This is a genomic window from Lelliottia nimipressuralis (genome assembly GCF_004402045.1).
In the GTDB taxonomy this organism is placed as follows: domain Bacteria; phylum Pseudomonadota; class Gammaproteobacteria; order Enterobacterales; family Enterobacteriaceae; genus Enterobacter; species Enterobacter chinensis.
Genome location: NZ_SOMG01000030.1, coordinates 302,188 through 326,995, shown reverse-complemented (window position 1 = coordinate 326,995; position 24,808 = coordinate 302,188). Strand labels below are relative to the sequence as shown.

At 55.2% G+C, this 24,808-nt stretch carries 26 protein-coding genes and 1 pseudogene; 18 read left to right on the top strand and 9 right to left on the bottom strand.

What is annotated here, in order from left to right:
- The first annotated feature begins 78 nt into the window (after positions 1–78).
- A complete protein-coding gene (add, locus tag E3U32_RS19225) occupies positions 79–1,080 on the top strand; it encodes an adenosine deaminase (protein WP_134350037.1) in 1,002 nt (333 codons plus the stop codon).
- Positions 1,081–1,134: 54 nt separating this feature from the next.
- On the opposite strand, the gene E3U32_RS19220 is transcribed toward add, so the two are convergent.
- On the bottom strand, positions 1,135–2,175 hold the full coding sequence (locus E3U32_RS19220) for an oxidoreductase (protein WP_134350036.1): 1,041 nt from the start codon (positions 2,173–2,175) through the stop codon (positions 1,135–1,137).
- A 243-nt stretch (positions 2,176–2,418) separates the two neighbouring features.
- Between E3U32_RS19220 and blr the strand changes: the two genes are divergently transcribed.
- From blr to gstA, 12 genes are all read left to right on the top strand, one after another.
- A complete protein-coding gene (blr, locus tag E3U32_RS19215) occupies positions 2,419–2,544 on the top strand; it encodes a division septum protein Blr (RefSeq protein WP_168112406.1) in 126 nt (41 codons plus the stop codon).
- A 231-nt stretch (positions 2,545–2,775) separates the two neighbouring features.
- Complete coding sequence (gene ydgT / locus E3U32_RS19210; RefSeq protein WP_013096896.1) at positions 2,776–2,991, top strand: transcription modulator YdgT; 216 nt, start codon at positions 2,776–2,778, stop codon at positions 2,989–2,991.
- Positions 2,992–3,077: 86 nt separating this feature from the next.
- Positions 3,078–3,518 carry a DUF2569 domain-containing protein gene (locus E3U32_RS19205; protein WP_024909347.1) on the top strand — a complete coding sequence of 147 codons (441 nt, stop codon included), beginning with the start codon at positions 3,078–3,080 and terminating at the stop codon, positions 3,516–3,518.
- Between the two features lie 76 nt (positions 3,519–3,594).
- Positions 3,595–4,176, top strand: a complete 582-nt coding sequence (rsxA, locus tag E3U32_RS19200; protein ID WP_008500564.1) for an electron transport complex subunit RsxA — start codon at positions 3,595–3,597, stop codon at positions 4,174–4,176.
- Entirely contained in the window at positions 4,176–4,754 is a 579-nt protein-coding gene (gene rsxB, locus E3U32_RS19195; protein WP_023335457.1) for an electron transport complex subunit RsxB, read from the top strand. The genes rsxA and rsxB overlap by 1 nt, the downstream gene beginning before the upstream one ends.
- The gene (rsxC, locus tag E3U32_RS19190) at positions 4,747–6,768 is read left to right on the top strand and encodes an electron transport complex subunit RsxC (protein WP_134350035.1); all 2,022 of its coding nucleotides are present in this window, start codon (positions 4,747–4,749) and stop codon (positions 6,766–6,768) included. Before rsxB ends, rsxC begins: the two co-directional genes overlap by 8 nt.
- Positions 6,769–7,821, top strand: coding sequence for an electron transport complex subunit RsxD (gene rsxD / locus E3U32_RS19185; RefSeq protein WP_134350034.1), 1,053 nt, complete (start codon positions 6,769–6,771; stop codon positions 7,819–7,821).
- 10 nt (positions 7,822–7,831) lie between these two features.
- Positions 7,832–8,452 (top strand): electron transport complex subunit RsxG, encoded by a 621-nt coding sequence (gene rsxG, locus E3U32_RS19180; RefSeq protein ID WP_047348780.1) that lies wholly within the window; start codon positions 7,832–7,834, stop codon positions 8,450–8,452.
- 2 nt (positions 8,453–8,454) lie between these two features.
- The gene (locus E3U32_RS19175) at positions 8,455–9,141 is read left to right on the top strand and encodes an electron transport complex subunit E (RefSeq protein WP_134350033.1); all 687 of its coding nucleotides are present in this window, start codon (positions 8,455–8,457) and stop codon (positions 9,139–9,141) included.
- On the top strand, positions 9,138–9,773 hold the full coding sequence (gene nth, locus E3U32_RS19170; RefSeq protein ID WP_134350032.1) for an endonuclease III: 636 nt from the start codon (positions 9,138–9,140) through the stop codon (positions 9,771–9,773). The genes E3U32_RS19175 and nth overlap by 4 nt, the downstream gene beginning before the upstream one ends.
- A gap of 590 nt (positions 9,774–10,363) precedes the next feature.
- Positions 10,364–11,872: a dipeptide/tripeptide permease DtpA gene (dtpA, locus tag E3U32_RS19165; protein ID WP_134350031.1), complete on the top strand. Its 1,509-nt coding sequence runs from the start codon at positions 10,364–10,366 to the stop codon at positions 11,870–11,872.
- A 98-nt stretch (positions 11,873–11,970) separates the two neighbouring features.
- Complete coding sequence (gene gstA, locus E3U32_RS19160; RefSeq protein ID WP_134350030.1) at positions 11,971–12,576, top strand: glutathione transferase GstA; 606 nt, start codon at positions 11,971–11,973, stop codon at positions 12,574–12,576.
- Positions 12,577–12,666: 90 nt separating this feature from the next.
- On the opposite strand, the gene pdxY is transcribed toward gstA, so the two are convergent.
- From pdxY to anmK, 5 genes are all read right to left on the bottom strand, one after another.
- Positions 12,667–13,527, bottom strand: coding sequence for a pyridoxal kinase PdxY (gene pdxY / locus E3U32_RS19155; protein ID WP_134350029.1), 861 nt, complete (start codon positions 13,525–13,527; stop codon positions 12,667–12,669).
- A 67-nt stretch (positions 13,528–13,594) separates the two neighbouring features.
- Positions 13,595–14,869: a tyrosine--tRNA ligase gene (tyrS, locus tag E3U32_RS19150; protein ID WP_134350028.1), complete on the bottom strand. Its 1,275-nt coding sequence runs from the start codon at positions 14,867–14,869 to the stop codon at positions 13,595–13,597.
- Between the two features lie 125 nt (positions 14,870–14,994).
- On the bottom strand, positions 14,995–15,651 hold the full coding sequence (pdxH, locus tag E3U32_RS19145; protein ID WP_166790962.1) for a pyridoxamine 5'-phosphate oxidase: 657 nt from the start codon (positions 15,649–15,651) through the stop codon (positions 14,995–14,997).
- A gap of 57 nt (positions 15,652–15,708) precedes the next feature.
- Positions 15,709–16,032, bottom strand: a complete 324-nt coding sequence (mliC, locus tag E3U32_RS19140; RefSeq protein WP_134350026.1) for a C-type lysozyme inhibitor — start codon at positions 16,030–16,032, stop codon at positions 15,709–15,711.
- A 93-nt stretch (positions 16,033–16,125) separates the two neighbouring features.
- Positions 16,126–17,250: an anhydro-N-acetylmuramic acid kinase gene (gene anmK / locus E3U32_RS19135; protein WP_134350025.1), complete on the bottom strand. Its 1,125-nt coding sequence runs from the start codon at positions 17,248–17,250 to the stop codon at positions 16,126–16,128.
- A 255-nt stretch (positions 17,251–17,505) separates the two neighbouring features.
- Between anmK and slyB the strand changes: the two genes are divergently transcribed.
- Both slyB and E3U32_RS19125 read left to right on the top strand, forming a co-directional pair.
- Positions 17,506–17,973, top strand: a complete 468-nt coding sequence (gene slyB, locus E3U32_RS19130; protein ID WP_047348789.1) for an outer membrane lipoprotein SlyB — start codon at positions 17,506–17,508, stop codon at positions 17,971–17,973.
- A 199-nt stretch (positions 17,974–18,172) separates the two neighbouring features.
- Complete coding sequence (locus E3U32_RS19125; protein WP_134350024.1) at positions 18,173–19,534, top strand: sensor domain-containing diguanylate cyclase; 1,362 nt, start codon at positions 18,173–18,175, stop codon at positions 19,532–19,534.
- A 35-nt stretch (positions 19,535–19,569) separates the two neighbouring features.
- On the opposite strand, the gene slyA is transcribed toward E3U32_RS19125, so the two are convergent.
- Positions 19,570–20,010, bottom strand: a complete 441-nt coding sequence (slyA, locus tag E3U32_RS19120; RefSeq protein ID WP_024909359.1) for a transcriptional regulator SlyA — start codon at positions 20,008–20,010, stop codon at positions 19,570–19,572.
- A gap of 186 nt (positions 20,011–20,196) precedes the next feature.
- Between slyA and E3U32_RS19115 the strand changes: the two genes are divergently transcribed.
- From E3U32_RS19115 to E3U32_RS19105, 3 genes and pseudogenes are all read left to right on the top strand, one after another.
- The gene (locus E3U32_RS19115; RefSeq protein WP_134350023.1) at positions 20,197–20,433 is read left to right on the top strand and encodes a DUF1656 domain-containing protein; all 237 of its coding nucleotides are present in this window, start codon (positions 20,197–20,199) and stop codon (positions 20,431–20,433) included.
- 2 nt (positions 20,434–20,435) lie between these two features.
- On the top strand, positions 20,436–21,296 hold the full coding sequence (locus tag E3U32_RS19110) for an efflux RND transporter periplasmic adaptor subunit (protein ID WP_134350022.1): 861 nt from the start codon (positions 20,436–20,438) through the stop codon (positions 21,294–21,296).
- A pseudogene (locus E3U32_RS19105) lies at positions 21,296–23,331 on the top strand (FUSC family protein). The gene E3U32_RS19110 and the pseudogene E3U32_RS19105 overlap by 1 nt, the downstream one beginning before the upstream one ends.
- Here E3U32_RS19105 and sodC read toward each other — a convergent pair.
- Entirely contained in the window at positions 23,310–23,828 is a 519-nt protein-coding gene (gene sodC / locus E3U32_RS19100; protein WP_094917650.1) for a superoxide dismutase [Cu-Zn] SodC, read from the bottom strand. The pseudogene E3U32_RS19105 and the gene sodC overlap by 22 nt on opposite strands.
- Positions 23,829–23,908: 80 nt before the next feature.
- The gene (locus E3U32_RS19095; RefSeq protein ID WP_134350021.1) at positions 23,909–24,805 is read right to left on the bottom strand and encodes an aldo/keto reductase; all 897 of its coding nucleotides are present in this window, start codon (positions 24,803–24,805) and stop codon (positions 23,909–23,911) included.
- Positions 24,806–24,808: the final 3 nt, after the last annotated feature.

Sequence of the window (24,808 nt, the reverse complement as noted above, 5' to 3'; positions counted from 1 at the left end):
TATTCCCTTGCGCAAATAGCTTTTTACCCCGTTTTGTTTTTATAATATGGCGCACTTTAACCAGAAAAGAGTGCGACCATGATTGATACACGCCTGCCTTTAACTGATATTCATCGTCACCTTGACGGTAACATTCGTGCCCAAACCATTCTCGATCTTGGCCGCCAGTTCAATTTAACGCTTCCCGCCCAGACGCTTGAGTCTCTGATCCCGCATGTACAGGTGACCTCTAATGAACCGGACCTCGTCAGCTTCCTGAGCAAACTCGACTGGGGCGTGAAGATGCTGGCCTCGCTGGATGCCTGCCGCCGCGTCGCCTTCGAGAATATTGAAGATGCGGCCCGCAACGGCCTGCATTACGTCGAGCTGCGCTTCTCGCCGGGCTATATGGCGATGACCCACAACCTGCCCGTTGCAGGCGTGGTAGAAGCCGTCATTGAAGGCGTCCGCGAAGGCTGCAAAACCTTCGATGTTCAGGCCCGTCTGATTGGCATTATGAGCCGCACGTTCGGCGAAGCAGCCTGTCTGCAGGAACTGGAGGCGCTGCTGGCCCATCGCGATGCCATCACCGCCGTCGACCTCGCCGGCGATGAGCTGGGCTTCCCGGGCAGTCTGTTCCTCTCCCATTTCAACCGAGCGCGCGATGCCGGCTGGCACATTACCGTGCATGCGGGTGAAGCGGCAGGCCCGGAAAGTATCTGGCAGGCCATCCGCGAACTGGGCGCCGAGCGTATCGGCCACGGCGTGAAGGCGGTCGAAGATCGCGCCCTGATGGATTTCCTGGCGGAACAGCGTATCGGGATTGAGTCGTGTCTGACGTCTAACATTCAGACCAGCACCGTCGCCTCACTTGACAAGCACCCGCTGAAAACCTTCCTCGAGCACGGCGTGCTGGCCTCGCTGAACACGGACGATCCGGCGGTACAGGGGGTAGATATTATCCACGAGTACACCATCGCCGCACCGCAGGCGGGTTTGAGCCGCGATCAGATCCGCCAGGCGCAAATCAACGGGCTGGAGATCGCCTTCCTGACGCCTGAAGAGAAGCGGGCGCTTCGGGATAAGGTGGCAACCGCGTAAACCCTTTGCCGGGTAGCGGCTACGCCTTACCCGGCCTACAAAATTAGTTAAAATTTATGCCAGACAGAGCGTGGCGCGATGTTTGGCAGATTCGATGCCCAGCTCAATCAGCTCCATGATCTGAATCGCCTGGCTGGCCGGAACCGGATTCTCCCCCGTGCCGTTCAGCGCATCGCGGACGGCCGCATAATACGCCGGATAATTACCCGGGATCGTCAGCAACGTTTCCTCGACCAGCTCTTCACCTTCCACCCGCGTTACAACGCCGTCGCGCATGTCATAGCCCCAGTCTTCCTGCGGCAAACGTTCGCCATTTTTCAGGCGGTCTTCCTGCGGATCGAGACCAAACTTCACGTAGCTCCCGCGCGTGCCGTGAATAATGTACCGGGCAGACTCTGCGGCTGCGATCATCGTACCGTGCAGCACAACCCGTCGCTGCGGGTAACTTAAAACAGCGTGGAAGTAATCGGTTGTCTGCGCCCCGGGCCTGAGCTGGGCCAGATCGACCGTCATGCTCACCGGCAGACCAAAAAGATTTACGGCCTGATCCAGCAGATGCGGGGCTAAATCGTACCAGATACCGCTGCCCGGACCGGCCTGCTCGCGCCAGCGGTTACGTACCTGCGGGCGGAAACGGTCAAAGTGCGATTCAAAAAAGGTAATCTCCCCTAACGTTCCTTCGCTGAGCAATGCTTTTACGGTCAGAAAGTCGCTGTCCCAGCGGCGGTTATGGAAAACCGACAGCAGCCTGCCCAGACCCTTTGCCAGCGCGTCCAGCTCACGCGCCTGTGACAGCGTGACGGTAAAGGGCTTATCGACAACCACGTGTTTACCGGCCTCCAGCGCGGCCTTTGCCAGCGGGAAGTGAGTATCGTTCGGCGTGGGGATAACGATTAAATCAATATTCGGATCGTTGAACAGATGTTTAGGCTCAGAGACAACCGGCACGGAAGGCCAGTCGGCATGGACTTTAGCGGCATCGCTGCTGGATACCGCCGAAAGCGCCATCCCCGGCGTACCGGCTATCAGAGGCGCATGAAACGTTTTGCTCGCGTAGCCGTATCCAATTAGCCCGACGCGGATATTATCACTCATAGTGCCATCCTCTTTTATGACGTTCTTATTTCACACTGGCTAGCCTGGCTTTACCACAGATTAATAATGAGTCATATGACGTAAAATAGCAGGTTGTACCGGTTGTTTTTGTTACATAGTATTAACCTGCTGATTTTGTTTAAGGGAACCGTTCCCGAAGCGCTTGCCGTCGGGAAGCGCTCGCTGTAACATTTGCACCCAGTATTTATGGATAAAGTACAATTACGAATCATGACGTCAATTATTAATCGAATCATTGAATTAGCGGGATGGATTGTTCTTGGGGTATCGGTCATTTTGCTCGGCGTTGCCAGCCATATCGATAACTACCAGCCGCCGGAGCCTGTCACCGTCGCCCAACCTAAGTAACCGGTTACCGCAATAAAGAGTGACATAATATGTCAGTTACGTATTGCCAGCCCTAGTGAACACGGTTAACCTTCTCTTCCAGGCATCGTCTGATGCCTGAATTTCAGCAAAGAAAACTCCTAATTTCGTCGCGTTACCTGAGTGGGCTGTTTACGTCTTTATTAATCCGTTTATTATTCGAACGAATTACCTTAACTGGTATTACTCACTTTTATATGGAAACTTATTAATATGACAGTTCAGGACTATTTATTAAAATTTCGCAAGATCAATTCGCTTGAGAGCCTGGAAAAACTGTTTGACCATCTGAACTACACCCTGTCGGATAATCAGGACATCATTAATATGTATCGCGCCGCCGATCATCGCCGTGCGGAGCTGGTCTCCGGCGGTCGTTTGTTCAACGTGGGCGAAGTGCCTAAATCCGTATGGCGTTACGTTTTATAAGAAAGTAGCCATCCGCGCGAAATGTTATATACTCTCCGCCCTGCAAACTGGCTGTACAACATTTCGCGCAGATTATGGGAGAGTTCATGACCGCAACGCCTGGAGAACGCATTGGAGGCTGGTTAATCGCCCCACTGGCATGGCTGCTGGTTGCTTTATTAAGCGCATCACTTGCGCTGCTGCTTTATACTACCGCGCTGATTACCCCTCATGCTATCCAGACCCTGATGTCGCAAAGCGTGCTTAATATTGCGCTGTGGTTTGTGTCGTTCGTTTTCGCGATAGGGATGTGGTACTACACGCTATGGCTGACGATCGCCTTCTTTAAGCGCCGTAAGAGCGTGCCTAAACACTACATTATCTGGCTGCTGATTTCGGTCCTGCTGGCGGTGAAGGCGTTTGCTTTTTCGCCCGTATCAGACGCTCTGGCCGTCCGTCAGCTGCTTTTCCCGTTGCTGGCTGCGGCGCTGCTGGTGCCCTACTTCAAGCGTTCGACGCGGGTGAAAAACACCTTCGTGAACCCGTAATAACCTTACAGATAACCTGTTGTCGCCTGCGTGGGTTTGTCCGATAATAGGCGGCTTTTTTATTTCAGGCTAAATAATGACCGATTACTTACTGCTCTTTGTCGGCACTGTGCTGGTTAACAACTTCGTTCTGGTGAAGTTCCTTGGCCTGTGTCCGTTTATGGGCGTTTCCAAAAAGCTGGAAACGGCTATGGGAATGGGGCTGGCGACGACCTTCGTCATGACGCTGGCATCTATCTGCGCGTGGTGGATTGATACCTGGATCCTCATCCCGCTGGGGTTAACCTATCTCCGTACGCTGGCCTTTATTCTGGTTATCGCGGTGGTGGTGCAATTTACCGAAATGGTGGTGCGCAAAACCAGCCCGGCGCTCTATCGCCTGCTGGGTATCTTCCTGCCGCTGATCACCACCAACTGTGCCGTACTGGGCGTGGCGTTGCTGAACATCAACCTTGGCCATAACTTTATGCAATCGGCGCTGTATGGTTTTTCTGCGGCGGTCGGTTTCTCGCTGGTCATGGTGCTCTTCGCCTCTATTCGCGAGCGCCTGGCGGCAGCGGATATTCCTGCGCCCTTCCGCGGTAACGCGATTGCGCTGGTGACCGCAGGTTTAATGTCTCTGGCCTTTATGGGCTTTAGTGGTCTGGTGAAGTTGTAATGAATGCTATCTGGATTGCCATCGCCTCTATCAGCGTCCTGGGGTTGGTGTTTGGCCTTATCCTGGGTTACGCCTCCCGCCGTTTCGCGGTAGAGGACGATCCTGTTGTTGAGAAAATTGATGAGCTTTTGCCACAAAGCCAGTGCGGGCAGTGTGGCTACCCCGGCTGTCGCCCCTATGCCGAAGCGGTAGGGATTCAGGGTGAAAAAATTAACCGCTGTGCACCCGGCGGCGAAGCGGTGATGCTGAAAATAGCGGCCCTGCTTAACGTTGATCCGCAGCCCGTTGACGGCGATGCGGACGTGCAGGAGCCGGTACGCGCCCTGGCCGTGATCGACGAAGCGAACTGCATCGGTTGCACCAAATGTATTCAGGCCTGCCCTGTTGACGCCATTGTTGGCGCAACCCGCGCCATGCACACCGTGGTGGCGGATCTGTGCACCGGCTGTAACCTCTGCGTGGCCCCCTGCCCGACGCAATGTATCGAGTTGCGCCCGGTTGAAACGACTACCGAAAGCTGGAAGTGGGATCTTCAAACCATTCCGGTTCGCATCATTCCTGTGGAACAACATGCTTAAGTTATTTTCTGCTTTCAGAAAAGAGAAGATTTGGGACTTTGACGGCGGTATTCATCCACCGGAGATGAAAACCCAGTCCAACAGCACCCCGCTGCGTCAAATTCCGCTGGCGACGCGCTACGTCATGCCGCTCAAGCAGCACATCGGTGCCGAGGGTGAACTGTGCGTGAAAGAAGGCGATACCGTCCTTCGCGGCCAGCCGCTGACCTTTGGTCGCGGACGTATGCTGCCGGTACACGCCCCAACCTCCGGTAAAGTGGTGGCCATCGCTCCTCATACGGTGGCTCATCCGTCAGCGCTCTCCGAACTGAGCGTGATTATTGAAGCCGACGGCGAAGACCGCTGGATCGATCGTGACGGCTGGAGCGACTACCGCTCCCACAGCCGCGAAGCGCTTATCGAGCGAATTCATCAGTTCGGCGTTGCCGGTCTGGGAGGCGCGGGCTTCCCTACTGGCGTCAAACTGCGCGGCGGTGGCGATAACATTCAGACGCTGATTATCAACGCCGCCGAATGCGAACCGTATATCACCGCCGACGACCGTCTGATGCAGGATTGTGCCGCCCAGGTGGTGGAAGGTATCCGCATCCTTGCGCACATTCTGCAGCCGCGGGAAGTGCTGATTGGTATCGAAGACAATAAACCGCAGGCTATCTCTATGCTGCGCGCCGTGCTGGCCGGTAGCCATGATATTGCCCTGCGCGTCATTCCGACCAAATACCCCTCTGGCGGCGCAAAACAGCTGACGCAAATTCTCACCGGCAAGCAGGTTCCGCACGGCGGACGCTCTTCGGATATCGGCGTGTTGATGCAAAACGTTGGTACCGCTTACGCCGTGAAGCGTGCGGTGATGGACGGCGAGCCGTTAACCGAGCGCGTGGTGACGCTGACCGGAGAATCGGTCTCTCGCCCGGGCAACGTCTGGGCGCGTCTGGGTACGCCGGTGCGTCACCTGCTGGAGCAGGCTGATTTCTGCCCGGGCAGCGACCAGATGGTGATCATGGGTGGCCCCCTGATGGGCTTTACCCTGCCATGGCTCGATGTCCCGGTGGTTAAAATTACCAACTGTCTGCTCGCGCCTTCACCGACCGAGATGGGTGAAGAGCAGGAAGAGAAAGGCTGCATCCGCTGTAGCGCCTGCGCCGATGCCTGCCCCGCGGATCTGCTCCCGCAGCAGCTGTACTGGTACAGCAAAGGCCAGCTGCACGATAAAGCGAAGGCCCATAATCTGGCTGACTGCATCGAATGCGGTGCCTGCGCCTGGGTCTGCCCAAGCAACATTCCGCTGGTGCAATATTTCCGCCAGGAGAAAGCTGAAATTTATGCCATCTCGATGGAAGAAAAACGCGCTGCGGAAGCTAAAGCGCGCTTTGAAGCACGTCAGGCGCGACTCGAACGCGAAAAAATCGCCCGTCAGGAGCGCCATAAGCAGGCTGCCGTTCAGCCTGGCGAGAAAGATCAGGATGCCATCAACGCCGCGCTGGCGCGCGTTCGCGAGAAAAAAGCCACCGCGGCGCAGACTGTTATCATTCCGGCGGGCGAGAAACCTAACAACAGCGAAGCGGTCGCCGCACGTGAAGCACGTAAGGCCGCAGCGCGCGCCCGTCAGGCTGAAAAAGCGCAAACGGCCGAGGCAAATGCTGAAGTCGATCCACGTAAAGCCGCCGTTGAAGCGGCGATTGCCCGCGCCAAAGCCCGCAAAGCCGGAGAGCAGCAGGTAGTGGTTGAACAGGAAGCGGTGGATCCGCGTAAAGCTGCCGTAGAAGCGGCAATTGCTCGCGCCAAAGCCCGTAAAGCAGCGCAGCAGGCGCCAGCGGCAGAACCAGAAGCACCGGTCGACCCGCGTAAAGCCGCCGTCGAAGCGGCAATTGCCCGCGCCAAAGCCCGTAAGGCGGCGCAGCAGGAAGAGCAACCGCAGGCCGCCAACGATGACCCACGCAAGGCCGCCGTTGCCGCCGCCATCGCGCGCGTTCAGGCGAAGAAAGCCGCACAGAAAGCAGTTAACGAGGATTAAATGGTTTTCAGAATCGCAAGCTCCCCTTACACCCACAATCAGCGCCAGACGTCGCGCATTATGATGCTGGTCTGCCTGGCGGCGCTGCCGGGCATTGCCGTTCAGTGCTGGTTTTTCGGCTGGGGAACCCTGTTCCAGATAATCCTGGGCTGCGCCAGCGCCCTGGCAGCGGAAGCCCTTGTGCTTAAGCTACGCAAGGTGGCTGTTGCCCGCATTCTTGCCGACAACTCCGCGCTGCTGACCGGCCTGCTGCTGGCCATCAGTATCCCGCCGTTTGCACCGTGGTGGATGGTGGTCCTCGGGACCATTTTTGCCGTGATTATTGCCAAGCAGCTGTATGGTGGCCTGGGTCATAACCCGTTTAACCCGGCGATGATTGGCTACGTGGTGCTGCTGATCTCCTTCCCTGTGCAGATGACCAGCTGGCTGCCACCGCACGAGATTGCGGCCACGGTTCCGGGCTTTATGGATGCCCTGCACGTTATCTTCACCGGCCATACGGCGCTCGGCGCGGATATGAACGCGCTGCGTATGGGCGTGGACGGCATTAGCCAGGCGACGCCTCTCGATACGTTTAAAACCTCCCTGCATGCCGGGCACAGCGTTGAGCAGATTATGAAATCCGCCATCTACAGCGGCATGCTGGCGGGTGCCGGCTGGCAGTGGGTCAACCTGGCGTATCTGCTGGGAGGCCTGTTCCTGCTGCAGCAAAAAGCGATTCGCTGGCATATCCCGGTCAGCTTCCTCGTGACGCTGGCGGTCTGCGCCACGCTGGGCTGGGTGTTCTCTCCTGAATCACTGGCCAGCCCGCAGATGCACTTGCTCTCCGGTGCGACCATGTTAGGGGCCTTCTTTATCCTGACGGACCCCGTTACGGCGTCAACGACTAACCGCGGGCGCCTGATCTTCGGCGCGCTGGCTGGCTTGCTGGTATGGCTCATCCGCAGTTTTGGTGGATACCCGGACGGCATGGCCTTTGCTGTCCTGCTCGCCAACATTACCGTTCCGCTCATCGACTACTACACGCGTCCGCGCGTGTACGGCCACCGCTAAGGGTTTCGCCATGTTAAAAACGATGCAAAAACACGGCGTCACACTGGCTGTCTTCGCCGCGGTCCTGACAGGCCTGACGGCCCTGGTCAATGCGTTGACCAAAACCACGATAGAAGAGCAGGCCACGAAGCAGCAAAAAGCGCTGTTCGATCAGGTGATCCCGTCCGATTTCTACGATAATGACCTGCAAAAAAGCTGCTTTGTGGTAGACGCGCCGCAGCTTGGGAAAGGTACGCATCGCCTCTTTATCGCCCGCAAAGGGGATAAACCGGTAGGCGCGGTGATGGAAGCGACGGCACCCGACGGTTATTCCGGTGCCATTCAGCTGCTCGTTGGCAGCGATTTCTCGGGCACGATACTGGGCACCCGCGTCACGGAGCATCATGAAACGCCGGGTCTTGGCGATAAAATTGAAACCCGACTGAGCGACTGGATTTTGCACTTCGCCGGTAAAGTTATTCATGGCGAAGGGGATACCGCGTTTGCGGTGAAGAAAGATGGCGGCGAGTTCGACCAGTTCACCGGCGCGACCATCACCCCGCGCGCGGTGGTGAACGCCGTAAAACGAGCCGGGCTGTATGCTGAAACGCTGCCCGCGCAAATCAACAATCTTCCGGCCTGTGAGGAGTAATCATGAGCCAGGTTAAAGACGTTATCGTCCAGGGATTGTGGAAGAACAACTCCGCGCTGGTACAGCTTCTGGGGATGTGTCCGCTGCTGGCGGTGACATCCACCGCTACCAACGCGCTCGGTCTGGGCCTGGCGACCACGCTGGTGCTGACCCTGACCAACCTATCCATCTCTGCCCTGCGCCGCTGGACGCCGTCGGAAATCCGTATTCCGATTTACGTCATGATCATTGCGTCGGTGGTCAGTATCGTCCAGATGCTGATTAACGCCTACGCGTTTGGTCTTTACCAGTCGCTTGGGATCTTTATTCCCCTGATCGTCACCAACTGTATCGTGGTCGGGCGTGCGGAAGCCTTCGCGGTGAAAAACAGCCCGGCCATGTCGGCGCTGGATGGTTTTTCCATTGGCATGGGCGCCACGTGCGCTATGTTCGTGCTGGGCTCGCTGCGCGAGATCCTCGGGAACGGTACGCTGTTTGACGGCGCAGACGCGCTGCTCGGCGGCTGGGCCAAAGCGCTGCGCATTGAAGTGTTCCACACCGATACGCCATTCCTGCTGGCTATGCTGCCGCCTGGCGCGTTTATTGGCCTTGGCATGATGCTGGCGATAAAATACCTGATTGATGAAAAACGTAAGCGCCGCGCGGCAGAGCGCAGCGTCCAGGAAGGGATACCCGAGAAGGCCTCATGAATAAAGAAAAGCGCATTGCGATCCTGACCCGTCTGCGCGACGAGAACCCGCACCCGACGACGGAGCTGAATTTTAACTCCCCGTTTGAGCTGCTGATCGCCGTGTTGCTCTCTGCGCAGGCTACCGACGTTAGCGTCAATAAAGCTACCGCCCTGCTCTATCCGGTCGCCAATACGCCGAAGGCCATGCTGGAGCTGGGCGTTGAGGGCGTGAAGTCCTATATCAAAACCATTGGCCTGTTTAACAGTAAAGCCGAGAACGTCATAAAGACCTGTCGGATCCTGCTGGAACAGCACGGGGGCGAAGTGCCGGAGGACCGCGCTGCGCTGGAAGCCTTACCGGGCGTGGGCCGTAAGACGGCGAACGTGGTGCTCAATACCGCGTTTGGTTGGCCTACTATCGCTGTGGATACGCATATTTTTCGCGTGTCTAACCGGACAAACTTTGCGCCTGGGAAAAATGTCGAGCAGGTCGAAGAGAAGCTGTTAAAAGTGGTTCCCGCCGAATTTAAGGTTGACTGCCATCACTGGCTGATTCTGCACGGTCGTTATACCTGCATTGCCCGTAAGCCTCGCTGCGGCTCATGCATTATTGAAGATCTCTGCGAATACAAAGAAAAAGTCGATCTCTGATTATCAAATCCCTTATCAAAAGAAGGGTAATCACACGCTCTTCTTTTGGCCGTTATTTGTTCGCCATTCCTTTCCATTGACCTGTCACTTGTTCGGTTGTTTAACGCTCAAACAGGTTAATACTTTTTTCATAGCCAAAAATTTCTATACATCTGTGATCGCGATCACCCTGATAACTTCATGTTGTATTTTTGTTATCAAAATCTGCCTAAACCCTTTGCGGCACAAGATATCTCCCCCTCAAAGCCGCATATCCAACCAGTGATTTTTCAGATTATGGGCTATATGACTGCCTAAAACGACAAATAGCAGAACATATCGCCAAAAGCCGTTCAGGGAGGGTAATTGCCAGTCGAAAAAACTACCTTTACTCATCGAATGAAATTTAACGCTGAATAACATTTGTATGAACCGACGATTATACCACCCAAGATATATGTAACAGAGTATTACAAACGTATTGCCAGATGGGGCAGGATAGTGAACATTACCCGCCGTTTCTCCTCCCAATATAACTATAAGGCGTATGGACTACGGCCATCACGCTATGAACACCCCCGTTAATATGGGATGTAAAAAAAGAGGTATATGTGTCTACTGCAAACAATAAACCAACAGATGAAAGCGTGAGTCTTAACGCTTTTAAACAACCTAAAGCGTTCTATCTCATCTTCTCTATCGAGTTATGGGAGCGTTTTGGTTATTACGGCCTGCAAGGGATCATGGCGGTTTACCTGGTAAAACAGCTGGGTATGTCCGAAGCCGATTCCATCACGCTGTTCTCTTCCTTCAGTGCTCTGGTGTACGGCCTGGTCGCTATCGGCGGCTGGCTGGGTGATAAAGTCCTCGGGACTAAACGTGTCATCATGCTGGGTGCCATTGTCCTGGCGATTGGCTATGGCCTGGTTGCATGGTCAGGACACGATGCGGCTGTTGTATACATGGGTATGGCGACGATTGCCGTCGGTAACGGTCTGTTCAAAGCGAACCCGTCCTCCCTGCTCTCTACTTGCTATAACAAAGACGATCCGCGTCTGGACGGTGCATTTACCATGTACTACATGTCCATTAACATCGGTTCGTTCTTCTCGATGCTGGCGACTCCATGGCTTGCAGCGAAATTCGGCTGGAGTGTGGCGTTCGCGCTGAGCTTCGTCGGTATGCTGATCACCGTGGTGAACTTCCTGTTCTGCCGCAGCTGGGTTAAAGATTACGGTTCAAAACCGGACTTCGAGCCTGTGCACATGGGCAAACTGCTGGCGACCATCGTGGGCGTTGTGATCCTTGCCGCGATCGCTACCTGGCTGCTGCACAATCAGGGTATCGCACGTGCGGTTCTGGCCGTGGTTGCATTGGGTATCGTGATTATCTTTGCGAAAGAAGCATTCGCCATGCAGGGGGCTGCCCGTCGTAAGATGATTGTGGCGTTCATTCTGATGCTGGAAGCAATTATCTTCTTCGTTCTGTACAGCCAGATGCCAACCTCTCTGAACTTCTTCGCGATTCGTAACGTTGAGCACTCTATTCTGGGCATCGCGTTCGAACCGGAGCAGTATCAGGCTCTGAACCCGTTCTGGATCATGATTGGTAGCCCGATTCTGGCCGCTATCTATAACAAGATGGGTGACCGTCTGCCAATGCCGCACAAGTTCGCTATCGGCATGGTGCTGTGCTCCGGCGCGTTCCTGGTGCTGCCGCTGGGCACCAAATTCGCCACCGACGCGGGTATCGTTTCCGTTAACTGGCTGATCCTGAGCTACGCTCTGCAGTCTATCGGCGAACTGATGATCTCCGGTCTGGGCCTGGCGATGGTGGCACAGCTGGTTCCGCAGCGTCTGATGGGCTTCATTATGGGTAGCTGGTTCCTGACCACTGCCGGTGCGGCAATTATCGCCGGTAAGATTGCGAACCTGATGGCTGTGCCGGAAAACGTCACCGATCCACTGGTCTCTCTGAACGTCTACGGTACCGTATTCATGCAGATTGGTATCGCTACGGCAGTTATTGCAGTTCTGATGCTGCTGACCGCTCCGAAACTGAATCGTATGACTCAGGACGACGACAAGACGGCGAAAGCGACCAAAACCGCAACCGCGTAATGTTATTGAGAAACGACGAGCCGCTAATGCATTAGCGGCTTTTTTTTTATCCGTGCGCGCACTAACATAGCTGAAACCTCAGCCAAAAGGAGTTACCGATGAAACTGTTCTATAAACCAGGTGCCTGCTCTCTTGCTTCCCATATTACCCTGCGCGAGAGTGGCAAAGATTTCACGCTGGATGGCGTTGATCTGATGAAAAAACGCCTGGAAAATGGCGATGATTATCTTGCCATTAACCCGAAGGGACAAGTTCCGGCGCTCTTGCTGGATGACGGTACTCTGCTGACCGAAGGTGTCGCGATTATGCAGTTCCTGGCCGATAGCGTGCCCGATCGCCAACTGCTGGCACCGGTCAGCACAATTTCGCGCTATAAGACGCTGGAATGGCTGAACTACATTGCGACCGAACTGCACAAAGGCTTTACGCCGCTGTTCCGCCCGGATACGCCGGAAGAGTTTAAGCCGACCCTGCGTGCCCTGCTGGAGAAAAAACTCCAGTACGTCAACGCATCGTTGAAGGACGATCAGTGGATTAGCGGGTCGCGCTTCACGGTTGCCGATGCGTATCTCTTCACCGTGCTGCGCTGGGCGCGCGCGGTTAAGCTGAACCTGGAAGGGTTAGACCATATCGCATCGTATATGAAACGCGTGGCGGAGCGCCCTGCAGTGGCTGCGGCGCTGAAAGCGGAAGGTTTGAATTAACCGAGCGGCCTGTGTTGCCGGGTGGCGCTGATGCTTACCCGGCCTACAAATTTCGTAGGCCCATGCAAGCGCAGCGCCGTCGGGCGGCGTCTAAAGCTGCGTTGCGCTGAAATAGTGCTCCGGCTTCGCGATACGATCCTGTGCCGCAACCACCTGCAGTTCATACTCCTGCATCTCTTTCGTCGCAATCATGATTTCGTACACCGCCGCTGTGACATGCTCCAGCGCATCGCGCAGCGTCGCCCCCTGCAGCAATTTCACCAGCAGCAGACCGCTGGTGACATCACCAACCCCCACTGGCTGTCGCAGGCCAAAATCCACCAGCGGACGGCTGATATGCCAGGCGTCGTCTTTCGTCACCAGCAGCATCTCAAAACGGTCCTGACTCAGCCCTGCGCGCGCAAGGTGTTTTACCAGCACAACCTCAGGCCCCTGGGCTATCAGCTCACGAGAGGCGCTTACCGCCTCTTCTACGCTGTTCACCGGACGCTCGCAGAGAATTTCCAGCTCGACCAGGTTTGGCGCAATGATATCGCTGGCGGGCAGCGCATGGCGGACGTGAAACTCTGCGACACCTGGCGCCACGATACAGCCTTTCTCCGGATGTCCCATGACGGGGTCGCAGAAGTATTTTGCCAACGGATTTGCTGCTTTCACCTGGCGTACGATGCCGAGGATATGCTCCCCCTGCTCCGCTGAGCCGAGGTAACCGCTCAGTATGGCGTCACAGCGTTTGAGCTGGTCGATATCGGCAATCCCCTGCACAACCTCTGTGAGGTGCGAAGGCGGCATCACACAGCCGGTCCATTTGCCGTACTGCGTGTGGTTGGAAAACTGCACGGTATTGAGGGGCCAGACGTTGACGCCGAGGCGGCGCATCGGGAATTCCGCTGCGCTATTGCCAGCATGTCCAAAAACAACGTGGGACTGAATGGCGAGGATGTTCTTCATTTTTGCTTACCAAACCCTGAAAAAAACAAAAAGGGGCGTGGTTTCCCACGCCCCTCGAGACCGTTAATTATTTCCAGCAGACAAGGCAGTAATTTTTCTTACCGCGACGCAGCAGCGTGTAGCGGCCATACAGGCGGTCGCCGTCAACGAAGGTGTATTCCGGGTCGGCCTGTTTCTCACCGTTGATGGTGATCGCGTTAGACGCGATGGTTTTACGCGCCTGACCGCGGGAAGGCTGCAGCTCAGAGTCCACCAGCGCCTGCATCAGGTCAGCCCCTTTTTCCATCTCAACCATTGGCACGCCGTCCTGCGCCAGCTGTTCGAAGTCCGCTTCGCTCAGATCGCTCAGGGTACCGTTGAACAGGCTCGCCGTAATGCGTTTTGCCGCAGCCAGACCTTCTTCACCGTGGACCAGTTTGGTCACTTCATCTGCCAGCACGTACTGAGCACGTGGCGCTTTACCGCTGTTCTTGTCTTCTTCTTCCAGCGCATTGATTTCTTCAATGTCCATAAAGGTGAAGAACTTCAGGAAGCGGTAAACATCGGCGTCCGCCGTGTTGATCCAGAACTGGTAGAATTTATACGGGCTGGTTTTCTTCGGATCAAGCCATACCGCGCCGCCTTCAGTCTTACCGAATTTGGTGCCGTCTGCTTTGGTGATCAGCGGAACGGTCAGACCAAAGACCTGGTTCTGGTGCAGGCGACGGGTCAGATCGATACCGGAGGTAATGTTACCCCACTGGTCAGAACCGCCAATCTGCAGGGAAACGCCGTGCAGTTTGTTCAGGCAGGCAAAGTCATACCCTTGCAGCAGGTTGTAAGAGAACTCAGTAAAGGAGATACCCTGGTCGTCACGGTTCAGACGCTGCTTCACGGCTTCTTTGTTAATCATCTGGTTAACAGAGAAGTGCTTGCCGATGTCACGCAGGAAGGTCAGCACGTTCATGCTACCAAACCAGTCGTAGTTGTTCGCGGCAATCGCGGCGTTATCACCACAGTCGAAGTCGAGGAACGGTGCAACCTGTTTGCGGATCTTATCCACCCACTCCTGCACGGTATCTTCGGTATTCAGTTTACGCTCAGCGGCTTTGAAGCTTGGGTCGCCAATCAGACCGGTCGCGCCGCCCACCAGGGCAACAGGCTTGTGGCCTGCCATCTGGAAGCGTTTCAGGCATAACAATGGAACAAGATGCCCCAAATGCAAGCTGTCAGCGGTGGGATCGAAGCCGCAATAGAGCGCGATCGGGCCTTGCGCCAGTCGCTCTGCTAACGCTTCCTCGTCCGTCACCTGGGCCACGAGGCCCCGCTCTTGCAATTGTTTAATCAAGTTACTGCTTGCCATCAAATTCTCCATGTATAAACGACTGCACCTTTGCCGGTACACGACTTTTCGCCTGATGCGAAAGGACCATAGAATAAAGCGCAAGCGCGGTGTGCGCTAGCGCTTAAATCAACAAATTTCGGGGATTACGGTGCCAGTCTGTCGATTTTCCAGCCGCCATTCTCGCGCTGGTATAAAAAGCGGTCGTGCAGGCGATGTTCCCCCCCCTGCCAGAACTCCATCTGCTCAATCGGAATACGGAAGCCGCCCCAGAAACTCGGCAGCGGGATTTCACCCTGCTGGAACTTCTGCTTTAGCTCGAGGAATTTACTTTCCAGCACGCCGCGGGCAGAAATGCGGCTGGACTGTTTTGATACCCAGGCGCCAATCTGGCTGTCACGCGGACGGCTGTGGAAATACTTCACCACTTCCAGCGTCGAGAGACGCTCGGCTTTGCCTGTCACCATCACCTGACGTTCCAGCATGTGCCATGGGAACAGGAGACTGATACGCGGATTTTTTTCTAAATGATGCGCTTTGCGGCTGCCCAGGTTGGTATAGAACACCAGTCCTTTCTCGTCATAATGCTTGAGCAATACGATGCGCTGATACGGTTGGCCGTTTTCATCTACCGTCGCGACAACCATTGCCGTTGGGTCGGCAAGTTTCGCTTCGCAGGCCTGTTTCAGCCAGCGTTCAAAAAGCACGAGGGGTTCAGCGGGAAGGTCCTGGCGGCGCAGGCCGCCTTTGGTGTATTCACGGCGCAGATGCGCGATTTGCTGCAGTTCGTCGTTATCTGACATGGCGTTAGCTGACATTGAGATTGGGTGGCGCTATTGTGCGCCGCCCCTGTGAAAATCTCAACGCTTCGGATTTTCGAGCTGGCAATTGTTCAGCACAATGCGGTCGCGTTTGTAGACCGTGGCACTGTCGCCTTTTGACCAGAACACATAGATACCGTCGGTATAACGTGCACCTGAGGCCGACATGCCCTGCTTCAGCGTCAACAGTTTATTGTCGTAAACAAAGCTGGCTTCCTGGCGCGGATTATTCAGCTTCACGGTCAGCGGTTTTTCGTCGCAGCGATACTCCAGCGTATCGGTCTGCATGCGCTCAAGGAGCTGGTTATAGACGCTGCATCCTGACAGCAACAAAGGGGCGACAATAAGAAGAAGTTTTTTCATGGGCGTATTCCGAAGACTTTCCTGGTCCTGGAGGGCATGCCTGCCCTCCTGTTTCATTCCATTCTAACGATGCCGCGCCGCGCTGAATTTCAGTTAACTCTGATTATGACGCGGATTGGCCGGGAAAATCGCCCCGAGAACGCTCGCCTCGCGCGCACCGGTTACCGACGGCAAATTCCCCGGGAGTCCTGCAATGGTTCGCCAGGCAAGCCAGGCAAATGCCAGCGCTTCCATGTCATCGCCACTGATGCCGGCCTCATCTGTCGTCGTCACTTCGGTACCCGGCAGTAGCCCTGCAAGACGCGCCATCACCAGCGGGTTGCGGCTTCCACCACCGCATACCAGCAGGCGTTCACACCCGCCGCTGAGAAGCACCTGCTCGGAGATCGACACGGCCGTAAGCTCGGCAAGTGTCGTCTGGACATCCTGCGGCGCGAGCGCCGGGAATGGCGCCAGCTGGCGCTCAAGCCAGCCTAAGTTGAAGTATTCACGTCCCGTGCTTTTAGGTGCCGGCAAGGCAAAATAAGGATCGCTCAGCATGGACTGCAACAGCGGGATAATCACTTTACCCTCGCTCGCCCACTCCGCGTTTTTATCATACGGTTGGCCACACTGACGCCAGATCCAGGCATCCATCAGCATATTGCCGGGGCCGGTATCATAACCGCGGACCGGCTGGCCCGGGATAAGCATCGACAGATTGGCAATCCCACCAATGTTGAGCACCATCCGCCGCTCTGTTGGGTGTGCCAGCAACGCCTGATGGAATGCCGGTACCAGCGGCGCCCCCTGACCGCCAAGCGCAATATCGCGACGACGAAAATCGCCGACCACCGTGACGCCCGTTTTCGCCACAATCTGGTTATTATCGCCAATTTGCAGCGTGTGCGGGGCATCGCCGACGGGCTCGTGCCAGACCGTTTGTCCGTGACACCCGATGGCCACCACATCCTGCGGGCGAAGATGTTCTTTTTGCATTAAAGCCTGCACCGCATCCGCAAACAGCGCCCCCAGGCGGACATCAAGTTGCCCAAGCTGGGAGAGGGTCAGCTGCTGCCCCTGACAGATACTCAGAATATCCTCTTTCAGTGAAATGGGGATTGGCCAGGTCAGGCTCGCCTGCTGCGCCACCATATTTTCGTCAATGGCGGCCAGAACGACATCTACCCCATCCAGACTGGTGCCTGACATCACACCAATGTAGCGACCCGATTTCATGCGCTTTCCTTACGTTGCGTGGGCTAAGGATATCCACTCAACCATAAACGACACCGCTTTGCCATCCGGCGATAATATTTTTTAACAATCTCAGACGGGTAACGCGGGCAGATCCTGTTTATGTCTCGTTAAGTCAAATTCAAGTACAATTTTCCTATTGTTAGTGCAAAGATATGAACTATGGCCCCTTATGCCATATAATTTAGCCATAACGGATGCCCTCGGTCGGGCGTTTTTGGTGAACAGGAGATTCAAATGATTTTACGTGTACTGGGCGTTTCGCTGATTGGTTTAACTCTGGCTGGCTGTGTGAACGACAGTTCACTTTCTGGCGACGTTTACAGCGCTTCTGAAGCGAAACAGGTTCAGAACGTGACTTACGGTACCGTTGTTAACGCACGCCCTGTACAGATTCAGGGTGGCGATGAAAACAACGTGATGGGCGCAATCGGCGGTGCCGTTCTGGGTGGTTTCCTCGGTAACACCGTTGGCGGCGGTACTGGCCGCTCTCTGGCAACGGCCGCAGGCGCCGTTGCGGGTGGTGTAGCAGGCCAGGGCGTTCAGGGTGCGATGAACAAAACTCAGGGCGTAGAGCTGGAAATTCGTAAAGACGACGGCAGCACTATCATGGTTGTACAGAAACAAGGTAACACCCGCTTCTCTGCAGGCCAGCGTGTTGTTCTGGCAAGCAACGGTAGCCAGGTGACCGTTTCCCCACGTTAATTAAAGGTAGATGTGGCCGTTGGGCCACATCTATTTACAATATATATCACCCTCGCAAATATATTTACAAAATACATTCACCACATCCATTATTAATCACGCCGTATATTGTTTCTGCGCAAAGTATTTATTGTGCTAATTGATTAGACTCTTCGCAATTACCTTCTCTTCATACATTATAATTTTGTCAAAAACCTATATGCTTGCGAATCGTCGTTCTCTAAAGAGTCGTTATATCGCGTTCTGCCTCGGCTGCATTGTTGTCATCGGGATATTACAAACGCTATTTTTAAAACTCGTTGAATGGGTTCCTTCCTTTTCACCGCTTTTATTCCCTACGCTCACCATTTTCTTGCTGGTGTTTCACCTGTTTATTGCCTGTTTTATGGAGATGAAATACTGGTGTGACAGAAGGCGCTTGTATCTGATAGCGATCGCTTTCGCCTTTGCCGGTTCGGCATTGCTGATGGTCGGAACGCTGTCCAGCTTCCCTGCCTGGCTGGATCTCTATCAGTTCAACGTCGTGAACTACAACGATGCAATGATTTACTATATGTTCCGCCACCTCTTAATGGCGGTGCTGATACTGATTGCGGCAATACTCTATACCACGCGCGATTATCCCGTTTCCCGGCTGGCGCATATCTCAATAGTGAGCGGCACGTTTCTCTTTACCGCCTGCGCAGTGGGGCTGGCCTGGCTCTATTCCAGCCATTCACCATTGTTATCCATTGACCTGGTTGATAATGAAACCCGTCAGTTTATGGTTCTCTGGAGCCAGTTCATTAATATTTCTTTAATTGTCCTCTGGATAGTGACATTAGCAACGCTGATGTTTGTTACGCGCGTGCGCAATTTATTCTGGGTGGGCGGTAATTTTCTCTGCGTCTGCTATATCGTCACGCTATCAATGCTGTTAGCGGGTGGACATGCCGAAGATATATCCTGGTATCGCGCCCGGTTATTTGAAACGGTCGCCACACTGCTGATTATTTTTGTTCTGCTCTACGATGTCTTCAGGCTGTATCGCGACTCGCATGTAAAATATCAGCAGTCCTATCAGAACTCGATTCGCGACCCGCTCACGCGCCTTTATAACCGCAGTTATTTCTATGAATCGTTAAATCAGGCGCTGGATATCGCTAAAGCTAACCGCCCAGTTTCCGTCATCGTCAGCGACCTCGATCGCTTCAAGCGTATCAACGACACCTATGGGCATCTGCAGGGCGACAAAGTCCTGCAGTTTGTCGCCAACCTGCTGATGGATTCCGTGCGCCCGCAGGACATCGCAGCCCGCATCGGGGGGGAAGAGTTTGTTCTGATGCTGACCAACACCTCACCAGAGGCGGCATTTCAGGTGGCTGAACGCATACGGTTGAATCTGAGCAGCTTTGATAGCACCAGCAGCGGGGGGCAGTTACCGGAGCCGATCACCATCAGCATGGGGGTGTTTACGGCTACGTCACCGGCGATAACCGCGGAAACGTGCGTGGAGAATGCCGATAAGGCGATGTATGAAGCGAAAGAGACAGGTCGTAACCGTGTGGTCGTGTTTAAGTAAAAAAAGGCCTTGCTGCTGCAAGGCCTTATTGTTTGTCAGTCTCGCGACTGCAGCTCATGGATGTTTTGCTCGAGGCGTCCAATGAGGCTGATGAGCATTTCCAGCTCCGCCGGTGAAACACCTGACAGGATTTCACCGCGCGTTTTGGTAATCACAGCTTCCATTTCAGTGATGATAGGGGCTGCTTTCTCGGTAAGCTTAATCCGCTTAGCACGACGATCGCTGGCGCAGGTTTGCCGGGAAATCAACCCCTTCTCTTCCAGCTGGTCAAGCGTACGTACCAGCGACGGCTGCTCAATCCCTATCGCTTTTGCCAGCTGAATTTGCGACTGATCGGGCGGCAGCTGATGAATGTTGTGCAGCGTGACCCAATGCGTCTGTGTGAGTTCCAGAGGTTTCAGGCGATGGTCAATCAGAGCACGCCAGACGCGTACCAACCTTGCCAGATCAGAACCTAATGGCGATTCCAATTTCATCTCCTTATAATTAGCTTGCTAAGTTATTATACTGATTTTAGAATAGTGTGCAGCATTTGTATTGCCAAAACAAATGCAATACTGCATTCATCGAACTTAAAAGTATGACTTACACTGAATTGTGATGCTTCACCCTACTAAGACAAGCCAACGCGGCATTCTGTTCACTGCAAAGGATTTCTGCCTGTGACGTTTTTTCATCGCTCAGAGGGGTTACCCCTTCAGGACCTGATCTTCGGTGCGTCAGTCTACTTTCCTCCCTTGTTTAAAGCCGTTCTGGTGGGCTTTATTCTCTGGCTCATCGCACATCGTCTGCTTCGTGACTGGATGTACTCCGGCGAAATCTGGCATCCCATGTTGATGGATCTTTCCCTGTTTGCCCTCTCCGTCTGTGTGGGCCTTGCCGTTTTGACTGTGTGGTGAATATGTCTCTGAAAACGCTAAAGTACTTTTCCACCCTGTTTGTTCTTGCCCTCGCGCTGGTTGCGGGCTGGTGGATGTGGAATTTTTATATGCAGTCGCCCTGGACACGTGACGGTAAAATTCGCGCTGAACAGGTCAGTATTACCCCTCAGGTGTCGGGAAGTATCACGACGCTGCTCGTTAAGGATAACCAGTACGTTAAAAAGGGTGAGATTTTATTCCGTATCGACGATACCCCGTACCACATCGCGATCCTGAATGCCGAGGCGCAGCTGGCGAAAGCCCAGTCTGACCTGGCGAAAGCCAACAACGAAGCCAATCGCCGCCGGCATTTATCGCAAAACTACATTTCAGCGGAAGATTTAGACACCGCGAATATCAACGTGAAGGCCATGCAGGCGAGCGTCAACGTTGCCGAAGCCTCGCTAAAACAGGCCCAGTGGGAACTGACGCAAACGGTCATCACCGCCCCGGTCGATGGATGGGTGACCAACCTTTCCGCCCGCGTGGGAAACTATGCCACCACTGGCCAACCTGTTTTTGCTCTCGTCGACAGCCACTCCTTCTATGTCGTGGGCTATTTTGAAGAGACCAAACTTCGTCATATCCGCGAAGGGTCACCCGCCGCGATAACGCTTTACAGTGGCTCGAAAAAGTTACAGGGTCACGTATCCAGTATCGGCCGGGCCATTTACGACCAAAGCGTTGAAACGGATTCGGGGCTAGTGCCGGACATTAAGCCGAACGTTCCCTGGGTGCGTCTGGCCCAGCGCGTTCCGGTTCGCGTGGAGTTTGACCGTTTACCGCAGGACATCACTCTGGTATCCGGCACCACCTGCACCGTCGCCATCGGAACCCGTTAATGAAGTTGCCGGTTTTCTCCTGGCAAAACACGCCGTGGCTGAAAGCGACGCGTCCCCAGTGGCGCTACGCGCTGCGCAATGGCATTGCCATGTGTCTTGCGCTGTCTGTCGCCTATTACCTGAACCTGGATGAACCCTACTGGGCGATGACGTCTGCAGCGGTGGTGAGTTTTCCCACGGTCGGCGGAGTGATCAGTAAAAGCCTTGGCCGTATCGCAGGCAGCCTGCTGGGTGCCACCGCCGCGTTAATTATCGCCGGCCATACGCTAAACGATCCGTGGCTGTTCCTGCTGAGCATGGCGGCATGGCTGGGATGCTGTACCTGGGCCTGTGCCCATTTTACCAATAACGTCGCCTACGCTTTCCAACTGGCGGGCTATACCGCCGCCATTATTGCCTTTCCGGTGGTTAACGTGCTCGACACCACCGAGCTGTGGGATATCGCTCAGGCGCGCGTCTGCGAAGTGATTGTCGGGATCCTCAGCGGCGGTTTTATGATGATGATCCTGCCCAGCACTTCCGACGGCACTACGCTCATCACCGCGCTGAAAACAATGCATGCCCGATTGCTGGAGCATGCGAGCCTGCTGTGGCAACCCGATACCAGCGATGACATCCGTCTCGCGCATGAAAAGGTTATCGGGCAGATCCTGACGATGAATCTGCTGCGTATTCAGGCCTTCTGGAGCCACTACCGCTTTCGCCGTCAGAACACCCTGCTTAATTATTTACTGCACCAGCAGCTGCGCATGACCAGCGCTATCTCCAGCCTGCGCCGGATGCTGCTCAACTGGCCAACGCCACCTGAAAACACCCGGGCCGTGATTGAAACGCTACTCGCGGCCCTTGCGCGCCCGGATGCAGATATCTACACGGTCGCGCGCATTATTGCCCCGCTCGCTCCGGTTGATGACTACGACTACCGCCATCGCGCCTTCTGGCAGCGTCTGAACTACTTTTGCCGGCTGTACCTGCGCAGCAGTCGCTGGATTAATGCGGTTGAGAATGCAACCCCTCTGACAGAATTCAACGTCCCCGGCAGCCCCGCTCTTGCACGGCATACCGACTATCTGGAAGCACTGTGGAGCGGTTTTCGCACCTTCTGTGCGCTGATGCTGGTGGGCGCGTGGAGCATCACCACGCAGTGGGAATCCGGTACGGCAGCCCTGACGCTTGCCGCCATCAGCTGCGTGCTTTACTCCGTCGCAGCCTCGCCGTTCAACTCCCTGACGCTCCTGCTGCGCACGCTGGTGCTGCTGTCGCTGTTCAGCTTTGTGGTGAAGTTTGGCCTGATGGTGCAGATAAGCGATCTGTGGCAGTTCCTGCTGTTCCTGTTCCCCCTGTTAACCACTATGCAGCTTCTGAAGCTGCAAATGCCGAAGCTGGCCGGTCTCTGGGGACAGCTGATTATTTTTTTATGGGTTCGTTTATCTCCGTGACGAATCCGCCAGTTTATGATTACGCCGATTTTCTCAATGACAACCTGGCGAAGATCCTGGGCGTGGGGCTGGCGTGGCTCGCTTTCGCGGTGTTACGTCCCGGTTCCGATGCGCGCAAGAGCCGCAGGCATATCCGGGAGTTACGGCGGGGATTTGTCGACCAGCTCAGCCGTAAACCGCATCTGCGTGAAAGCGAATATGAATCGCTGGTTTATCACCACGTCAGCCAGCTGAATAACAGCCAGGATGCGCTTTCCCGACGCTGGCTGTTGCGCTGGGGCGTCGTGCTGTTGAACTGTTCGCACGTGGTCTGGCAGCTTCGCGCGTGGGAAACGCGTTCCGACCCGCTGTCGCAGGTGCGTGATGTGTGTATCTCCCTGCTGCGCGATGTGATGAGTGAACGCGGCGTCCAGCAGCGACCGCTGGAAGCCACGCTGAATGAACTGCGGCGGATCTGCGATACCCTCGCACGGCATCATCTGCCCGCAGCCCGCGATTTGGCGTCGATAATCTGGCGCCTGCACTGCTCGCTGTCGCAGCTGGAACAGGCGCCGCCACCGGGAACAATTGGGGATCAGATCACGCCGCAGGCATAACGTGCCCCGCCGCCGCCGAGTGGTTTAGGCTGATCGGACATATTGTCGCCGCCGACGTGGATCATCAGTGCCTTACCTTTCACCTCATCCAGCTTTTTTAGGCGCGGAGCAACAACGGGCTCTGTGGCTTTACCGTCGTTATTCACCACCAGCACGGGCAAATCACCCAGATGCCCCATACCTTCCGGCCCCTCATGCTTTCCGGAGTGTTGTGGATCAAGGTGCCCCCCTGCTGCTTCCGCCGCAGACGGTTTACCCTCTTTTAATGCGGGCTGACAGCTGCCTTTGGCATGAACATGGAAACCATGTTCGCCGGGAGGGAGTGCTTTGAGGTTCGGGGCGAACTCCAGTCCTTTATCGGTTTCAGTGATTTTCACCGTTCCGATGGACTGGCCCACACCCTGAGAGGTGACGAGATTCATTTCCACTTCGTCGCTGGCTGCCTGCGCCCCTGCGCAAACAACCAGCGTGACCAGTGCCAGAGCAAAACGCTTCATATGACCTCCGCTGGTTATTTTTTGCCCCTTAAGTGTATACCAGGGGCAAAGATTTCACCGGAAAGTCACCTTCTGGCGGTTTATGGCACGTCGTAACCCAGGGCGGCCTTGCGGATGCGGAACCACTGCTGGCGGGTCATCTGCAGCTCTTCTGCGGCCAGCGCAGAACGCACGCGTTCTATTTTGCCGGAACCGATAATTGGCAGCGGCTTTGACGGCAGACGCAGGATCCACGCGTAAACCACCTGTTCGATGCTCTCAGCGTTCAGTTCGCGGGCAATAGTTTCAAGCTCGTTGCGCAGCGGCTGGAATTCATCATCATTGAACAGGCGTCCGCCCCCCAGACACGACCAGGCCATCGGGCGAATGCGCAGCTGCTGCAGCTGATCGAGCGTACCATCCAGCAGCAGCGGCTGGTGTACCGGGGAGATCTCAACCTGGTTAGTGGCCAGGGTGAACGGCAGACGAGACTGAAGCAGTGCAAACTGCGCCGGGGTAAAGTTTGAAACGCCGAAGTGACGCACTTTCCCACTCTGATGCAGATTCAGGAAGGCTTCCGCCACCTCATCGGCATCCATGAGCGGGTCCGGACGGTGAATTAACAGCAGGTCGATACGATCGGTCGCCAGATTGACCAGCGACTGCTCGGCACTCTTGATGATATGCGCGCTGTCGGTGATGTAATGACCGAGGGCGTGTTCTGGTTTTGCCGTGGTGGCAATCCCACACTTCGTGACGATCTCCATGCGATCGCGGAGTGCCGGAACCAGCTTGAGGGCTTCGCCAAACGCGGCTTCACACAGGTAGCCACCGTAAATATCCGCATGATCGACAGTAGTGATACCTAAATCGATATGCTCTTCAATAAAGCTCGCCAGCTGGAGGGGGGACATATTCCAGTCCATCAGGCGCCAGTAGCCCATCACAAAACGGGAGAATTCTGGCCCCTGGGGGGCAAGGGTAATTCGCTGAACCATAAC

Excerpts from the sequence above, each read along its gene's own strand:
- add (WP_134350037.1), top strand. The coding sequence starts at position 79 with ATGATTGATACACGCCTGCCTTTAACTGATATTCATCGTCACCTTGAC.
- E3U32_RS19220 (WP_134350036.1), bottom strand. The coding sequence starts at position 2,175 with ATGAGTGATAATATCCGCGTCGGGCTAATTGGATACGGCTACGCGAGC.
- ydgT (WP_013096896.1), top strand. The coding sequence starts at position 2,776 with ATGACAGTTCAGGACTATTTATTAAAATTTCGCAAGATCAATTCGCTT.
- E3U32_RS19205 (WP_024909347.1), top strand. The coding sequence starts at position 3,078 with ATGACCGCAACGCCTGGAGAACGCATTGGAGGCTGGTTAATCGCCCCA.
- rsxA (WP_008500564.1), top strand. The coding sequence starts at position 3,595 with ATGACCGATTACTTACTGCTCTTTGTCGGCACTGTGCTGGTTAACAAC.
- rsxB (WP_023335457.1), top strand. The coding sequence starts at position 4,176 with ATGAATGCTATCTGGATTGCCATCGCCTCTATCAGCGTCCTGGGGTTG.
- rsxC (WP_134350035.1), top strand. The coding sequence starts at position 4,747 with ATGCTTAAGTTATTTTCTGCTTTCAGAAAAGAGAAGATTTGGGACTTT.
- rsxD (WP_134350034.1), top strand. The coding sequence starts at position 6,769 with ATGGTTTTCAGAATCGCAAGCTCCCCTTACACCCACAATCAGCGCCAG.
- rsxG (WP_047348780.1), top strand. The coding sequence starts at position 7,832 with ATGTTAAAAACGATGCAAAAACACGGCGTCACACTGGCTGTCTTCGCC.
- E3U32_RS19175 (WP_134350033.1), top strand. The coding sequence starts at position 8,455 with ATGAGCCAGGTTAAAGACGTTATCGTCCAGGGATTGTGGAAGAACAAC.
- nth (WP_134350032.1), top strand. The coding sequence starts at position 9,138 with ATGAATAAAGAAAAGCGCATTGCGATCCTGACCCGTCTGCGCGACGAG.
- gstA (WP_134350030.1), top strand. The coding sequence starts at position 11,971 with ATGAAACTGTTCTATAAACCAGGTGCCTGCTCTCTTGCTTCCCATATT.
- pdxY (WP_134350029.1), bottom strand. The coding sequence starts at position 13,527 with ATGAAGAACATCCTCGCCATTCAGTCCCACGTTGTTTTTGGACATGCT.
- tyrS (WP_134350028.1), bottom strand. The coding sequence starts at position 14,869 with ATGGCAAGCAGTAACTTGATTAAACAATTGCAAGAGCGGGGCCTCGTG.
- pdxH (WP_166790962.1), bottom strand. The coding sequence starts at position 15,651 with ATGTCAGATAACGACGAACTGCAGCAAATCGCGCATCTGCGCCGTGAA.
- mliC (WP_134350026.1), bottom strand. The coding sequence starts at position 16,032 with ATGAAAAAACTTCTTCTTATTGTCGCCCCTTTGTTGCTGTCAGGATGC.
- anmK (WP_134350025.1), bottom strand. The coding sequence starts at position 17,250 with ATGAAATCGGGTCGCTACATTGGTGTGATGTCAGGCACCAGTCTGGAT.
- slyB (WP_047348789.1), top strand. The coding sequence starts at position 17,506 with ATGATTTTACGTGTACTGGGCGTTTCGCTGATTGGTTTAACTCTGGCT.
- E3U32_RS19125 (WP_134350024.1), top strand. The coding sequence starts at position 18,173 with ATGCTTGCGAATCGTCGTTCTCTAAAGAGTCGTTATATCGCGTTCTGC.
- slyA (WP_024909359.1), bottom strand. The coding sequence starts at position 20,010 with ATGAAATTGGAATCGCCATTAGGTTCTGATCTGGCAAGGTTGGTACGC.
- E3U32_RS19110 (WP_134350022.1), top strand. The coding sequence starts at position 20,436 with ATGTCTCTGAAAACGCTAAAGTACTTTTCCACCCTGTTTGTTCTTGCC.
- sodC (WP_094917650.1), bottom strand. The coding sequence starts at position 23,828 with ATGAAGCGTTTTGCTCTGGCACTGGTCACGCTGGTTGTTTGCGCAGGG.
- E3U32_RS19095 (WP_134350021.1), bottom strand. The coding sequence starts at position 24,805 with ATGGTTCAGCGAATTACCCTTGCCCCCCAGGGGCCAGAATTCTCCCGT.